Raw genomic sequence first — 15,813 nt, 5'->3', positions numbered from 1 at the left:
TGGTGTCGGCCACGCCGCTTCACTGCCATGTGAGCCCAGCCACTCCCCCGGGTGCCTCCGGCTGGGCGAAGTGGCCACGTGCCTGGCCACCACGTTAGGGGTGGGGCGATCACTTCTGAAGGGCCGAGAGGATCAGGTCTGCTGCTCCAGCGAGAGTGCGAAGACATGGGCCCTGGCCGACCCGGAGGGCGCGGCCAGCGTGATCGCGGTGAGCTGCCTGTTCGCGTCGAGATCGATCACCTGGTGGAAGATGGCCGCCTTGGTGGCCACCGGCCCGGTCCGCGTGTGGATCTGGCCGGTGGTCACCGCCTCGGTCTCGCCGTTCTCGGGGCCGGACGCCAGCCAGTTGGTGAGCGTGAACGGCGCGGCCTCGCTTGTCCCGTCGGCGTACCGGACAACCGCCGGGACGGTCACGGCCGCCGTGTCGCCCGCACCGAGCACATGCAGCTTCGTGTACGCACCTTGCGGGACGGCGATCTCCTGCCCGGCCGCCACGACGTTGTTGTTGGTTCCCTCGCTCCCGTTGGTGAAGAGGAAGGCGATCCCGTTGTCCATCGTCTGCCCGGTCTGCGGCAGCTGGGCCATGGGGTACGTACGGCCGGCGCCGTCGAAGTCCCCGTCGCCGTAGTACATCTCGGTGGTGATGCCGTCGTTGTCGAAGGCTCCGGTGAGATCGATCTGGGTGGCGGTTCCGTTCTGCGGCGGTTCGGGCAGTCCCCACGGGGCGGCGGGCACGGTCACCGTCACCGGGGCGATCCGCAGGTCGGGCCGCGAGCCGGCCGGGTGGATCACCGCCTCCGCGTCCTGTGGCAGGTCCAGCTCGATCACGCCGTCGCCCAGGTCGCGCCAGGAGGGGGCGGGGCCGTCGACCCCGGTGACCGTGAGCCGTCCGCTCAGGGAGTGGCGTACCCGGCACGGCTCCCCGGCGAGGCTGCGTACCCGGACCCAGCGGGTGGTACCGCCCCGACGGACGGCGCTGACCAGGAACGCGCCCTGGGTGCGGAAGTCGTGCAGCGTGACGTCTCGCCATGCGTCGGGGACGGCGGGGAAGACGCGGATCGTGCTGCCCCAGCTCTGGCACAGCATGTCGTGCAGGCTCTGCGCGGCGGACAGCGGTGTCTCGATGACGGGCCCGGCCTCGTAGTACATGGTATTGGGCTGCACGAACCGGTCGACCAGCTCCCGCAGGTACGTCAGCGCGTCGTCGCCCCGGCCCATCTGGGCGGTGATCGAGGCGGCGCCGGTGAAGCTGTAGCCGCGCAGGGCACCCTCGAAGCCTATCCAGTGGTTCAGCGAGCGTTCGATCAGGTCACGGTGCTCGGGCTGCTCCCAGTTGACGAGGTAGAGGGGGTAGACGGAGAGCATGTGGGAGTAGTGCCGGTGGGACTTGTCGAAGGGGACCCCGGCACCGATCATGAAGCCGTTCTCGTCCACCGGGTAGTCGGTGAGCTTCTCCAGCACCTCGCGCCACTTCGGCTCCAGGTCGTCCCGTATGCCGAGCAGGCCGACGGTCTCCAGCAGGGTCGCGCAGCTCCAGCGCAGCAGCGCCAGGTCGTAGTTGCAGTCAGGGGCGCTGCCGTACTCCGGTGAGTAGGTCGTCGGCAGGTGCAGCCGCCCGTCCTCGCCCTCGTACAGGAAGTGCAGGTAGTAGTTGGTGGTCCGGCGCAGCAGCGGGAACAGGACGTCTTCCAGGACGCCTCGGTCCATGGTGTGCCGGTAGGTCAGCCATACGTTGTGCAGCGCCCAGGGCAGGTTGCCGACCTCGGGGGTGCTGCTGACGCCCGGGACGGCGACGGTGCCGCTGGTGTCGCACGTGGCGTCGGTGGCGCGGCGCACGCCCGCCGAGTCGGACCGGTACTCGGGGCGCAGGGCGCCGATCAGTGTGTCGGTGTGCTCGGCGAGGGTGCGCGGGACGGCGTCCAGCTCCAGGTGGTTGGAGCCGTGCACCGCCCAGTACTCCAGCTGGACGTTGAGGTTCCACCACACCGCCGGCCACGGGGTGGACTCCAGCCAGGGGCCGGTGGTCGCCATGATCGGCGCGTGCTCGCGGGCGGCGGAGGCGAGCTTGTAGAGCTGGATCCAGTAGAAGCTCTGCAGCATCCCGTCGGGGACGGAGAGGAAGCTCTTGCGGTAGAAGCGGTGCCACCACTCGCGGTGGGTGCGCAGCAGGCCGGAGACGGGCAGCGCGGACGCCTTGCGGACGGCCGTTCTGGCGCGGCCCTCGGCGTCGGTGCCGGGATGGGAGTGGGCGACGGCCAGGACGTACACGCGGTCGTCGCCGACGTCGCGTTCCCGGTGGGCGGTGACGGTCCGGCCGCCCGCGACCAGGGACTGGACGACGACACCGGTGCCGTCCGGCTCCCTCGAGGTCACCGGCTCGGGGTTGGGCTCCAGGCCCGCCGGCGGGTTCTCCCGGACGATGCGCGGGCTGACGGCGGGCGAGGGGACGAACTCCCAGCGGAAGCCCTGCTCCCCCGCGCTCGCCCGCGCTGTGACGAGCAGCAGCGTACGGTCGTTGTGGACCAGGGCGCGTAGTTCGATGGTGCCCTTGTCCGTGGTGACCGTTCCGCTGACCTCGGCGTTCCACAGGTCCAGGCGCAGGTCGGCACCGGTGAGGGTGCCGACGGGGCGCAGCAGGAGATTGCCGACCGGAAGGCGGGCCACGCCCCAGTTGTGGCCGAACTGCGGCCGATGGTCCTGCACTTCGCTGTGGTGAACGGTGAACCGCAGGGCGTTCGCCCCGGGTTCCTGGTAGACGATCGAGCCGAGCAGTCCGTTGCCGAGGAACGGGCCCTCGTACCAGGCGCGCGGCAGTCGTTTCCAGCGCGGGTCCTGGCCGGCGAGGAAGTCCTGCCACTCGCGGTCGGTACGCATGCCGGTGAGGGCCACGGGACCGACGGCCGCGCCCGGTGGGGCGGCGGCCGGTTGGGCGACGGCCGGTTGGGCGACGGCCGGTTCCGCGATGCCCATTCCGGTCGTCGCTCCGGCGACGGCGCCCCCGGCGACGCGGCCCAGAAATCTCCGTCTGCTGACACCCATCATCGAACTCCCGTCATATAGATCCGATGACTTGGTTTAGACGGGAGGGTAGGAAGCGGCCAATGAGGCGTCAATACGGCTGACAGTTCCACTATTCATCCGATGACTGACCTCAATGACTCACCCATGGCCCGGCGGTGGCGCGCTGCTCTCCCGTACCACCAGCTCCGTCGCCACCTCCACCCGAGTCGTCTCCGGCTGCTCCCCGGACAGCAGCCGCAGCACCATCCGCGCCGCGAGCGCGGTCATGTCGGCCAGCGGAGTGCGGACCGTCGTCAGCCGAGGGGTCACCCAGTCGGCGAACGGCAGGTCGTCGAAGCCGACCACGCTGACGTCGGCCGGGATCCGCAGCCCGAGCTCGGCGGCGGCCCGGTAGGTACCCAGCGCCTGGTGATCGCTGCCCGCGAAGACGGCGGTCGGGCGCTCGGGCAGCGCCAGCAGCTCCAGGGCGTGCTGGTGCGCGAGATTGTGGGTGAAGTCGCCGTAGCGCACCAGCGCCGGATCGAAGGGGAGGCCCGCCTCCGCCAGAGCCGAGCGGTAGCCGTCGACCCGGGCCCGTGAGGTGAGCCGGCGCTCCGGGCCGCTGATGATCGCGATCCGGCGGTGGCCCAGCTCGATGAGATGGCGGGTGGCGGCCAGCCCGCCGGGCCAGTTGGTCGCGCCCACCCACGGCGTCCCGGGCGCGGGCTCGTCGATCGGCGCCACCAGCGCGTACGGGATGCCGAGCCGACCCAGCTCCTCGTGCTGTTCCGGTGTCAGCTCGGGCACCACGAGGATCGCCCCGCGGGTGGACCGGGTGGCCAGCGAGTCCAGCCACTGCCGCGCGCGTCTGGTCCGGCCGTGCGTGGCCGAGACGACCAGTCCCATGTTCGCGTCGTGCAGGACGTCCTCCGCGCCGCGGATCAGCTCCACGGCCCAGGGGCTGTCCAGCTCGTTGATGACGAAGTCGATCAGTCCGCCGGGCGGTGCCGCGGTGGCCGCCGGACGGTGTTTCGCCAGATAGCCGTGCTGTTCGAGAAGACGCTGCACCTTGGCCCTGGTCTCCGCCGATACATCGGACCTGTCGTGCAGCACCTTGGAGACGGTGGAGACCGACACGCCCGCCTGTTCGGCGATTTCGGCAAGAGTTCGCCGTCTTCCTGAGCCGGATCCTGCCGAAACCGTTGACGTCATCGGATGAATCTCCTACGTTTCCGGGGCGGTCGCGAATTGCGAAAACTATCGCAACCGTACTCCCGGGAGTAAAGGTGGTCTCGATGAAGAGATGGCGCGCCGCTTCCCTGGCCGCCGCCGTGGCACTGGCGCTCTCCGGCTGCGGAGGCACCGGCGGAGGCAGCAGCGGCAAATCGGGCAACGACAAAGGCGAGTTGCTGGTCTGGGTGGACAACACACGGACACCGGCGGCCCAGCAGTACAAGAAGGCACACCCCGACCAGAAGATCCGTATCGTCACCATCCCGCCCGACGCGGGATACGTGCCCACCAAGGTCTCGCTCGCCAACCGCACCAAGAGTGGCTGGCCCGACGTCGTCTTCCTGACCAACCCGGCCGAGGCCGCGACGCTCGCCAGTGAGAAGTTCGGCTACGCGGCCCCGCTCGACGGCCTCGTGCCCAAGTCGGTACGTGACGGCTTCGCGCCCGGCTCCCTCGACACCTGCACCTTCGGCGGCAAGACCTACTGCCTGCGCAACGACATCGCCCCCACCGTGCTCTGGTACGACGCGTCGCTGATGAAGAAGTACGGCTACCAGGTCCCGAAGACCTGGGCGGACTACCAGCGAACCGGGCTGAAGGCGGCCAAGGAGCACCCCGGCACCATCGTCGGCGCGATCAACGGCAAGTACGGCGCCGGCACCTACTTCGGCAGCAGCGGCTGCCCCACCCGCGACACGCTCAGCCTCACCAAGGTCCACATCGACCTCACCCAGTCCAGCTGCACACGGGTCGCGGACCTGCTCCAGCCGATGGCCGAGAAGAAGGCCGTCACCACCGTCGTCCCCACCGACCCCGCCTTCGCCAAGCTCGGCAAGGACAACAAGATCCTGATGCTGCCGGGCCCGGCCTGGTTCGGCGACTTCATGTTCGGGCCCGCGTTCAAGATTCCCAAGGGGCGGATCGCCGCGGCCCCCATGCCCACCTGGCCCGGCGAGACGAAGTCGTACGCCGGACAGGTCGGCGGCGGTGCCTTCCTCGTCTCCGCGCACGCCGGCGACCGTACCGAGAAGGCGGCGGACCTGGTGCGCTGGATGACCACCGACGTCACGCTCCAGGCCGACCAGCCCACCTACCCCGCCTTCACGGCGGCGGCACAGAAGTGGGGCGAGGCCAAGGCGAAGGACCCGTACTACGCCGCCGACCCGATGCCCGCCCTCACCGCGGCGGCGAACGCCCTGCGCCCCGGATTCGGTGCCGTCCGCTTCGAGGCAGACTGGCAGGCAAGCTTCAACGACACGGTCGGCAAGGCGGCCGACTCCGGCGCCAACCTCCGTAAAGTGCTGGCGAGTTGGCAGGACAAACTGGAGGCGGCGGCCAAGACCAGTGAGTACTCCGTCGGATGAAGACGCTGACCCCGGCCCGTCCGCCCGCCGCCGAACCCGTGCCCCGGGCCGAACCCCGGCCCCGGAGGCACAAGGGCCGTACCACCGCCGTCTGGATTCTCGTCGGCCCGTACGCCCTGTTCCTCGCGGTCTTCGGACTCGCGCCCGCCGGATACGCCCTGTGGACGTCCCTCGTCCATGACGGCTCGTTCTCCGGCGGGCGCAACTGGGCGGCCGTCCTCGACGACTACCGGCTCGGCGAGGCGGCCCAGAACGTCACCGCATATCTGCTGATCTGGCTGCCGGTCCTGCTGCTGACCGTCCTCTCCCTCGCCTTCACCCTGCACGCCCGGCCGGGCCGGGTGACGGGCGCCCTCCAGCTCGTCTACTACCTGCCGGGCGCGGTCACCGGCTCGGCGGCGGCCCTGCTGTGGCTGTTCATGGTCAGCCCGGACAGCAGCCCGTTCGGACCGCTGCTGAAGCTCATGGACGTCAAGACCGCCACGGACGCGCTCTCCGGCGGCAGCCTGATCACCGTCCTCGCCGTGATGGGCGTCGCGGTGCACGCGGGCGGCTGGATCGTCGTCCTCTACGGGGCGCTCACCGCGCTCCCCAAGGACGTCCTGGAGGCGGCACAGGTCGACGGCGCCTCGGCCTGGCGGACCATGTGGCACATCAAGCTGCCGCTGGTGCGCACATATGTCGCCTTCGTACTGATCTCCAGCTTCGCCTCCGGCAGCCAGGTCTTCGTCGAACCGACCGTGCTGTCCACCGGCGCCCCCGGCCAGATCAGCCCCACCTGGTCCGTCAACCAGCTCGCCTACGTCTACGCCACCCAGGACGGCGACTTCGGCAAGGCCGCCGCGCTGTCGCTGGCCATGCTCGCGGTCGGGCTGCTGGCCGCCTGGATCGTGATCTCCCGCACCGGTATGTATGCCACGGACTCCACGAAAGCCGGGTGAGCCGGACCATGACCACCCTGTCGCGCGGCGCCCGTGCCCTGTTCCTGCTCGGCGCTGCCGTCTTCTTCGGACTGCCCCTGCTCTGGCTGCTCCTCGCGCCCACCCGCACCGCCGACGACCTGACGACCGGCGCACCGCTCGGCTTCGGCTCACTCGGCAACGTCGGCGACGCCTGGGCACACCTGACGTCGTACAACGACGGCGAGATCACCCTGTGGATCGGCAACTCCGTGATCTACGCGGCGGCCAGTGTCGTCCTCGCCCTGCTGCTGTGCGTGCCCGCGGGCTATGTGCTCGCCAAACACGACTTCGCGGGCCGCCGGACACTGCTCACGCTCTCGATCGTGACGATGATCCTGCCGCCGGCCGCGCTGGTGCTGCCCCTCTACCTGGAGATGTCGGCGGTCAACCTCACCGGCACGGTCTGGGCGGTGATCCTTCCGCTGTCCTTCTATCCCTTCGGCGTCTACCTCGCCTTCCTGCACTTCCAGGCCAACCTGCCCGACAGCCTGCTGGACGCCGGACGCGTCGACGGCGCGAGCGAGCTGCGGCTTTTCTGGTCGGTCGCCCTGCCGCTGGCCCGCCCGGCGATCGCGCTGATCGCCTTCTTCGGCTTCGTACGCTGCTGGACCGAGTTCTTCCTGCCCTTCGTGATGCTCTCCGACGACCGCACCTTCACCCTCCAGCTCGGTCTGATGTCCCTGCTCCAGTCCACCGGCGCGGTCAACAACTCCAGCGGCTTCGCCGACCTCGACATCCACCAGCCGGAAGCGGCGCTGGCCGGACTGGTCGCCTGCGCGCCTCTGCTGATCGGTTTCGTCCTCGCCCAGCGCTTCCTGCGCACCGGGCTGCTGGCCGGGGCGGAGAAGGGCTGATGGACGCGCGTATGGAACTTGCCTCCCGTGTACGGGAGTTGGTGGCCCCTCTGGTGCCACACTTCAGCACCGGCCGGGCTCGCGTACGGCTCGGCGTGAACACGGCCATCCACGACGACACCGCCGCCGAACTGGAGGCGTTCGCCCGCCCGTTGTGGGGGCTCGCCCCGCTGGCGGCGGGCAAGGGGGCCGTACCGCACACCGAGTTGTGGCTGCGGGGCCTCGCCCACGGCAGCGACCCGGCGCACCCCGAGTACTGGGGCGAGCCCCGCGACCGAGACCAGCGCATCGTCGAGATGGCCGCGATCGGCTTCGCGCTGGCCCTCGCACCCGAGCAGTGGTGGGACCCGCTGAGCGGCGCCGAACGGGATCGGCTCGCACGCTGGTTGCGCAGTGCCCTCCCGCGCGAGACGGCCGACAACAACTGGCACTTTTTCCCGGTACTGATCGGCCTGGGCCTCGACCGGGTGGGCGTGCCGTACGACCGCTCGCTGACCGGCGCCCGGCTGAGGCGTCTGGAGACCTTCTGGCTCGGCGACGGCTGGTACTCCGACGGGCCCACCGAGCGGCGCGACTACTACGTGCCGTGGGCAATGCATTTCTACGGACTGCTGTGCGACACGCTCACCGGCGGGGACCGCTTCAAGGAGCGGGCGGCCCGGTTCGCCCTCGACTTCCGGCACTGGTTCGCGGACGACGGCGCCGCCGTCCCGTACGGGCGCAGCCTCACCTACCGCTGGGCGCAGGCCGCCTTCTGGGGAGCGCTGCCCTTCGCCGGGGTCGACGCGCTGCCATGGGGCGTCGTCAAGGGGTATCTGCTGCGGCATCTGCGCTGGTGGCGGGGGCGACCGGTGACCGGGCCGGAGGGGCTGCTGTCGGTCGGGTACGGCTACCCGCAGCCCGCGCTCGCCGAGCAGTACAACGCGCCCGGCTCCCCCTACTGGTCGCTGAAGGCGTTCCTGCCGCTCGCGCTGCCGGACGATCACGCGTTCTGGAGCGCGACCGAGGAGCCAGCTCCCGCGCTGCCCGCCGTCAGCGCCCAGCCGCACGCGGGCGCGGTGCTGATGCGTGCCTCCGGCGATGTCACCCTGCTCGCCGGGCGCCAGCATCACGCCTGGCTGCGGCACGGCGCCGAGAAGTACGCCAAGTTCGCCTACTCGTCCCGGTTCGGCTTCAGCCTGCCCGGCGGCCCGCTGGGGCTCGCGCAGGGCGCTTACGACTCGATGCTGGCGCTGAGCGACGACGGCGGGGCGCACTACCGGGTGCGCGAGGAGCCGGCCGACCCCGAGACCGGAGGCGACACCGTCCGCGGCACCTGGCGGCCCTGGCCCGACGTCGAGATCACCACCTGGCTGACGGCCGCACCGCCGTGGCATCTGCGCACCCATCGCATCCGGACGGCCCGTGCCCTGCACACCGCGGAGGGCGGCTTCGCCGTCGACCGCGATGCCGGAGCCGAGGCCGCGGCCGGAACCGGATACGCCCGTGCGTCGGCCCCGGCGGGGTTCACCGGCCTGCGGGACCTCGACGGCCTGCGCTCCGGCGCGGTCGTCGACTGCCTGCCTGGCACCAACGTCCTTGCGCGGCGTACGACACTGCCGACGCTGACCGGTCAACTCCCGCCGGGAGAGCACTGGTTGAGCTGCGCGGTGCTGGGCGCCCCCGACGGACGGGAGGCCGAGGCAGCCTGGCGACAACCCCCGAAACACTCGACGCGTGGAGGCGGGACATGAGATTCGGAAAGCTGTCCGTACTGGCCGCCGTGACGGCGCTGCTGGCGCTCCCGGTCCAGGCCCAGGCCCAGGTCCAGGCGGCGGACCCCGGCCGTACCTACCACGTCGCCCCATGGGGCGGTGACAACACCTACGGCTCGGCGGAGAGACCCCTGCGCACGATCGGCGACTGCCTCTCCCGCGTCCGCCCCGGTGACACCTGCCTGGTCCATCGCGGCACCTACCGCGAACAGCTCACCCCGCCCTCCGGCACCAAGGACGCCCCGATCACGATCGCCGCGTACGGCGACGGGCCGGTGACCGTCGACGGGACCGAGCCGGTGACCGGCTGGAAGGACGCCGGCGACGGACTGGTCGCCGCCGACACCGACCTTCCTCCCGACCCCGACTTCAACGCGGTGTTCCTGGACAACGGCCGTGCGCCGGAGGGCCGTTGGCCCAACTCCGGCCCGGATCCGCTGAACGCCACCTGGGCCCAGGCCGAGGCCACCTCCACGGACCAGCACATCGACGACAGCGATCTGCCCGACGCCGACTGGACCGGCGCCACCGTGCACCTGTGGGCGGGCTCCAACCCCTGGGCCCAGCAGACCGGCACGGTCACCGCCGCCGCACCCGGCAAGCTGGACTTCAAGGGCGGCAACTACCGCTGCCCGCCGCTGTGCATGGGCAACCAGAACTACCGCAACTACTACCTCGTCGGCTCCAAGGCCGCCCTCGACCAGCCGGGCGAGTGGTACTACGACGAGACCGCGCACCGGCTCTACATGGTGCCGCCGAAGGACGGCATCGCCGGACACACGGTGACCGCCAAGCACCGGCTCTGGGGCATCGACCTGAGCAAGAGCTCGTACGTCACCGTGCGCGGACTGAACCTCTGGGGCACGTCCCTCCGAACGGGCAACGACAGCACGGGAGTCGTGGTCGACCGGCTGCGCGCCACCCACATCTCGGAGTTCTCCACGCTCCCCATGCCGCCCGACAGCGATCTGGCGATCCCGCCCTTCGAAGGACACATCGTCGCCTCCCGGATCCTGGATTCCGGCGTACAGATCCTCGGCACCGGCAACACCCTGAAGAACAGCGAGATCTCCCAGTCCGCCGGGGACGGCGTCCTGCTGCGCGGCACCGGAAACACCGTCACCAACAACTACATCCACGACGTCGGCTGGATGGGCAGTTACACACCCGGCATCGAGGTCAACGGCAACGGCCACACGGTCACCCACAACACGATCCGGCGTACGGGACGCGCCTCCATCGACACCGCCTGGCAGCTCAACGGCACCGAGTTCCACGACAACCGGATCGCCTACAACGACCTCTCCGAGGCCATGCGCACCTCGCGCGACGGCTCCCCCTTCTATGTCTGCTGCAGCCTGAACGGCGCCGGCAGCTCCATCGACCACAACACCTCGCACGACGCCGACGGCCAGGTCGGCTTCTACGTCGACAACTACTCGGGCCACTTCCGGCTGCACCACAACGTCGCCTGGAACACCGGCGCCCGGGGCACGTTCTTCAACGGCCACACCGGACCGAGCATCGCCAACGAGGACCACAACTCCAGCTACGGCGTGGGCATCAACGGCAACTCGGTCCTGCTCAGCGGCGCGACCGACGCCTCCGGCTCGTACATCAGCAACATCATCGGACCGAAACCGATCACCGCCAGCCAGACCGGCGACCCGCTGCCGGTGGTCCGCTCCAACCTGATCAGCGACCGGCCCGGCTACACCGACGCCGTCAACGGCGAACTGTGGCTGACCCCCGGCTCACCCGCCATCGACGCCGGCGAGGTGATCGACGGCATCACTACCGACATCCGGGGGGCGGCTCCCGACCAGGGCGCGTACGAGTACGGCGAACCGATCTGGTCGACGGGCTGCAATCTGCCGGGCTGTCAGCAGCGCGTGCGGCACGGCACCTGGACGGCGACCGCGAGCGACGGCACGGACGCCTCCGCCGTCACCGACGGGGACATCAACACCCGCTGGACGGCGGCGAGTCCGCAGTCGCCCGGTCAGTCCCTGACCGTCGACCTCGGTGAGTCCAAGACCTTCGAAAGGCTCTCCCTCGACGCCGGCCGCGACACCAGCGGCCAGCCGTACGGCTTCTCCGTCGCGGTCAGCCGCGACGGCACGCACTGGGGCGAGCCGCTCGCCCGGGTCGCCGGCCGCTCCTTCACCCAGGACGCGGTGTTCCCCCGGCAGACCACCGCCCGCTACCTCAGGATCACACTCACCGCGAGCGGACCGGCCCCCTGGGCCGTCAACGACCTGCGCCTGTACGGCGACGGGCCCGACGCCTCCGCCACACTCCAGGCCGAGCACGCCGCGGTCGTACGAGGCGTGGAGCGCGGCGCGGCCGCCACCGGGGTGCTCGGCTCCGGCGACTGGGTGGGCTTCCGCAGGGTGAACGTCGACGGCGGGCGGCTCACCGTGCGCAGCGCGTCCTCCTGCGCGCGCACCTGTTCACTCCAACTGCGCCTGGACGCACCGGACGGTCCGCTGCTCGGGGTGGTGCCGGTCCGAGGCGACAATAACGGCAACGGCGGCGATTGGCAGGAGCAGCAGGTGCGCCTGAAGCGCGAGGTCACCGGTACCCACGACGTCTACCTCGTGGCGGAGGGCGGACGGCAGGTCGCCGCGCTGGACTGGCTGACGATCCGGCCCTGAGCGCGGCCCCGCCCGCCGTGGCGGTGCTCCACGCGTGTTCAGTCCCTCGCTTCTTCGGTCAGGAAGGTGCTCAGGCTGTCGAGGAGCATGGTGCTGCCCTGCTCGGCCATGTCGCGTTCCTCGGCGGTGTCACAGGTCTGGCGGAGCACGATCTGGGTGTGGTGGTCGTCCTGCTCGGCGAGTTCCATGGTCATGGCCGCGGGCGCGGGCTTGCCGGGTACGTCCATGCCGACGACCAGCAGGCGGTTCTCGGTGACCTCGAGATAGGAGCCGGTCAGCGGGAACTGTCCGCCGTCGGGTGTGGCCATCGTGGCCTTCCACGCTCCGCCCGGCCGTACATCCATCTCGACGGAGCCGGCAACGGCGTAAGCCCACTGGGCGTACTGGTCGGGGGTGGTCCACGCGCGCCACACCTTCACCGCCGGAGCGTCCAGCGTTCGGCTCAGCGTGTAGGAAAAGCCGTTGGCCGCGGAGGTCTGCTCTGTACTCATGTTTCGTCTCCTCTTCTCGCACCTTGGTCGAGCCTGTCGCACGGGTAGACGCCTGCGGGCGCGCAAAGTCATCGGTCTACTGGGACTCGTCTTGGTGCGGAACCGGCAACGTATTCTTCGACCGTGGCTGAGACCGAACCGATGCGGCTTCCCGACATGCCGCTGCACGATCCGTTCATCGTCGCCGACGAAAAGACCCGCACCTACCACCTCTACACGTCCAACGACCCGTCCGTATCGGGCGTGGACGGCACCGGCACGATGGTCTACCGCAGCCGCGACCTGCGCGACTGGATGCGCCCCGTCGTGGTTTTCCTGGCCGCCGAGCAGAACGGAATCTGGGCGACCGACGGCGGATGGGCGCCGGAAGTGCACGAATGGGGCGACAAGTACTACCTGTTCACCACGCTGCACAACCAGGACAGGTCGCTTGCGATACCACCGCCCAACCAATGGGGCACGCCGTTCCAGATCCCGAACTACATGCGCGGCACGATCACCGCCGTGTCCGACTCTCTGCTGGGTCCCTTCACCGTCCTCGACCCGTCACGCCCCGCGCCGCCCGAGAACCTCATGACCCTCGACGGCACGCTCTACGTCGACCCGTCCGGACAGCCCTGGATGGTGTACGCACACGAGTGGCTGCAGACCATCGACGGAACCATGGAAGCGATCCGGCTGACTCCCGACCTGTCCCGGACGATCGGAGATCCGGTCTTCCTGTTCAAGGCCTCGGACGCGTTCTGGATCAGCGAGCAGATCCCCAGCGGCGCGCCGAACCAGATCCCGCCCTATATCACCGACGGACCACAGCTGTACCGCACCCCTGACGGGTCCTTGCTCATGCTGTGGTCGACGTACGAAAAGAACAGGGCAGGCCAGGACGGCACCCTCGACGGCGGCTATGTGCAGACGTATGCCATCTCGAAGTCCGGGGATGTCACCGGGCCATGGCAACAGCACCGGCCGTTGGTCCGGGACGACAGCGGTCACGGCATGCTGTTTCACACCTTCGACGGCCGGCTGATGATGGTCCTCCACCGCCCCTTCGACAACGCGCGGGGGAAGCTGTACGAGATGCGGCTCATCGGTCACGAGCTACGGGTGCTCAGCCGACGCGCCGACCTCGATGGTGGCGGATGACGTTGGCCGGTGTGGCCGCCGGCTGGACGTGGGGGCGGGCGGAGTGATGGCTGCCGGCTACTGGGAACGAAGCACGAAGGGGTCGCCCTGGGGTTCGTCGCTCGTGTTGACCCACACGGACTTCAGGCGGGTGTACTCCTTGATCGTCTCGGTGCCGTGCTCGACACCCATTCCGCTGTTCTTGAATCCCGAACGCGGCGACATCGGCGACATGGCCCGGTAGGTGTTCACCCAGACCGTGCCCGCTTCGAGCACCGAGGCCATCCGGTGGGCACGGCCCAGATCCCTGGTCCACACACCGGCGGCAAGACCGTAGTCGGTGTCGTTGGCGAGCCTCGCCACCTCCTCCTCGGTCTCGAAGGGCATGATCGACGCGACCGGGCCGAAGATCTCCTCCCGGCTGATCCGCATCCCGTTGTCGGTGCCGACGAAGACGGTCGGCTCGTAGAAGTACCCGCTGAGACCCACTTCGGCCCTGGTGCCGCCGGTGACGACCTGTCCGCCCTCCTTGCGGCCGACCGCGACGTACTCCTCCACCTTGGCGAGCTGGGACGCCATCGCCAGAGGGCCGAGTTCGGTCCCTGGCTCGAGGGGGTCGCCGATGCGGATGGTGCGGGCTCGCTCCGCCACGCGCTCGACGGTCTCGTCGTAGACGTCACGGTGTACGAACACCCGGCTCCCGGCGACGCAGGTCTGGCCGGCGGCGGCGAAGATCCCGGCGACGATGCCCATCGAGGCGGAGGCGATGTCGGCGTCCGGGAAGACGATGTTGGGGGACTTGCCGCCGAGTTCGAGGGTGGCCTTGACGAAGCGTTCGCCGCAGGCCCGCGCGATGACCGCGCCGGTGGCGGTGCTCCCCGTGAAGGACATCTTGCGCACCCGGCGGTCCGCGACCAGGGCGCCGCCCGCTTCGGCACCGAACCCGGTCACCACGTTGACGACTCCCGGCGGAAACCCCGCCCCGTCGAGCAGTTCCGCCAGTGCGAGCAGCGACGCGGAGGTGTGCTCCGACGGTTTGACCACCATCGTGTTGCCCGCGGCGAGCGCGGGAGCCAGCTTGGTGGTGGTGAGCATGAGCGGCGAGTTCCAGGGAGTGATGGCGCCGCAGACGCCGACCGGTTCCCGCAGGGTGTAGTTGAGGAGGCTGCGAGCCGACCCCGGGATGACCTCGCCGTGGATCTTGTCGGCCAGACCGGCGAAGTAGTAGAAGTACTCGGGCAGCGCGGCGAGTTGGGCACGCATCTCGCGGAGCAGTTTGCCGTTGTCGAGCGTTTCCGTGCGGGCGAGCGACTCGGCGTTCTCCCCGATCAGGTCACCGAGCCTGCGCAGCAGCCGGCCGCGACGGGTCTGGGAGAGGTCGCGCCAGGCGGGGTTCTCGAACGCCTGCTGTGCGGCTGTCACGGCGCGGTCCACGTCGGCTGCACTCCCCCGCGCCGCCTCGTAGAAGGCCGTTCCGTGCGTCGGGTTGACGCTCTCGAAGTACTCGCCCTCGGCGGGCGCCACCCGTTCGCCGTTGATGAAGTGGTCGCGCCGGGGCAGGTCGGCCGGCTTCCCGCCGGTCGGAACGGCCTCGCTGGGGACGGTCATGGCGTGGTCCTCTCGAAGTGCTCGGTCAGCGCGGCGGCCAGTTCGCGGGGCCGTTCCAGTGGAAGCAGGTGACGGGCTCCTGCCACGATCCTCACGCGGGCGTCGGGGAGGGCCGACGCCAGCCTCCGGGACATGGCCGGGGTCGAACCGGGGTCCTCGCTCCCGGTGATGGCCATGACGGGCGCGGTGATCCGGCCGAGGAGCGGGCCGACCTCCTCGTCGCCGGTCGCGAAGGCGGTGTAGCAGGCCAGGTAGGAGGCATGGTCGTTCGCCAGCAGTGTGCTCCGTATCTCCGTGACGAGGTCCGGTTCCCGCAGCCGCCACTCGGGGCTGAACCAGCGTTCCACCGCGCCGTCCGCGGTCACCGCGGGATCGGTGCGCGCCGCTTCCAGCCGTCGGACGACCGCCGCGCGCTCCTGCGGGGTGCGCGGGGCGACGCTGCTCACGAGGGACAACGTGGCGATACGAGAGGGGTGGTGGGCCGCGAGATGAGCCGCCACGAGGGCGCCGAGCGAGAAGCCCACGAGGTGGACCCGATGGGCACTGATGTGGTCCAGGACCTCGGCGACGTCGTCGGCGAGGTCGCCCAGAGAGGTTCCGGGATCTGCCGGGGGCGAGGCACCGTGGCCCCTGAGGTCGACCCAGATCACCCGGTGGCCGGCGGGGAGTTCCGGCACGCAGCGCTGCCACATCCTGTGGTCCAGCCCGACGCCGTGCAGGAGCACGACGTCCGGGCCGGTTCCGGTGACGGAGTGGTGGATCACGTCG

At 70.1% G+C, this 15,813-nt stretch carries 11 protein-coding genes; 6 read left to right on the top strand and 5 right to left on the bottom strand.

Translation table 11 applies throughout. The features are described from left to right. Positions 1-132 precede the first annotated feature (132 nt). A complete protein-coding gene (locus tag FE633_RS00530; protein ID WP_138042978.1) occupies positions 133-3,039 on the bottom strand; it encodes a glycosyl hydrolase family 95 catalytic domain-containing protein in 2,907 nt (968 codons plus the stop codon). 120 nt (positions 3,040-3,159) lie between these two features. Continuing rightward, positions 3,160-4,212: a LacI family DNA-binding transcriptional regulator gene (locus tag FE633_RS00525; protein ID WP_171059744.1), complete on the bottom strand. Its 1,053-nt coding sequence runs from the start codon at positions 4,210-4,212 to the stop codon at positions 3,160-3,162. A gap of 83 nt (positions 4,213-4,295) precedes the next feature. Between FE633_RS00525 and FE633_RS00520 the strand changes: the two genes are divergently transcribed. From FE633_RS00520 to FE633_RS00500, 5 genes are read left to right on the top strand one after another with little or no spacing between them, the layout of a single operon-like run. After that, positions 4,296-5,597 carry a type 2 periplasmic-binding domain-containing protein gene (locus tag FE633_RS00520; RefSeq protein WP_138042977.1) on the top strand — a complete coding sequence of 434 codons (1,302 nt, stop codon included), beginning with the start codon at positions 4,296-4,298 and terminating at the stop codon, positions 5,595-5,597. Then, complete coding sequence (locus tag FE633_RS00515; protein ID WP_138042976.1) at positions 5,594-6,538, top strand: carbohydrate ABC transporter permease; 945 nt, start codon at positions 5,594-5,596, stop codon at positions 6,536-6,538. The genes FE633_RS00520 and FE633_RS00515 overlap by 4 nt, the downstream gene beginning before the upstream one ends. A gap of 8 nt (positions 6,539-6,546) precedes the next feature. Next, positions 6,547-7,413 (top strand): carbohydrate ABC transporter permease, encoded by an 867-nt coding sequence (locus FE633_RS00510; protein ID WP_138042975.1) that lies wholly within the window; start codon positions 6,547-6,549, stop codon positions 7,411-7,413. Beyond that, entirely contained in the window at positions 7,413-9,146 is a 1,734-nt protein-coding gene (locus FE633_RS00505) for a DUF2264 domain-containing protein (RefSeq protein ID WP_138042974.1), read from the top strand. Before FE633_RS00510 ends, FE633_RS00505 begins: the two co-directional genes overlap by 1 nt. Beyond that, positions 9,143-11,824, top strand: coding sequence for a discoidin domain-containing protein (locus tag FE633_RS00500; protein ID WP_138042973.1), 2,682 nt, complete (start codon positions 9,143-9,145; stop codon positions 11,822-11,824). Before FE633_RS00505 ends, FE633_RS00500 begins: the two co-directional genes overlap by 4 nt. A gap of 38 nt (positions 11,825-11,862) precedes the next feature. Here the strand turns inward: FE633_RS00500 and FE633_RS00495 are convergent, their stop codons facing one another. Then, positions 11,863-12,315, bottom strand: coding sequence for an SRPBCC family protein (locus FE633_RS00495; RefSeq protein ID WP_138042972.1), 453 nt, complete (start codon positions 12,313-12,315; stop codon positions 11,863-11,865). Positions 12,316-12,456: 141 nt separating this feature from the next. Here FE633_RS00495 and FE633_RS00490 point away from each other — a divergent pair, with 141 nt between their 5' ends. Next, complete coding sequence (locus tag FE633_RS00490) at positions 12,457-13,458, top strand: glycoside hydrolase family 43 protein (protein WP_138043141.1); 1,002 nt, start codon at positions 12,457-12,459, stop codon at positions 13,456-13,458. Between the two features lie 57 nt (positions 13,459-13,515). Here the strand turns inward: FE633_RS00490 and FE633_RS00485 are convergent, their stop codons facing one another. After that, positions 13,516-15,045, bottom strand: coding sequence for an aldehyde dehydrogenase (locus tag FE633_RS00485; RefSeq protein WP_138042971.1), 1,530 nt, complete (start codon positions 15,043-15,045; stop codon positions 13,516-13,518). Continuing rightward, positions 15,042-15,809, bottom strand: coding sequence for an alpha/beta fold hydrolase (locus tag FE633_RS00480; protein WP_246113339.1), 768 nt, complete (start codon positions 15,807-15,809; stop codon positions 15,042-15,044). The genes FE633_RS00485 and FE633_RS00480 overlap by 4 nt, the downstream gene beginning before the upstream one ends. Positions 15,810-15,813 lie beyond the last annotated feature (4 nt).

Source organism: Streptomyces montanus (assembly GCF_005786655.1).
GTDB lineage: Bacteria > Actinomycetota > Actinomycetes > Streptomycetales > Streptomycetaceae > Streptomyces > Streptomyces sporangiiformans.
Note: the sequence above shows the minus strand (reverse complement) of the source record. Positions and strands in the feature narration are given on the sequence as shown.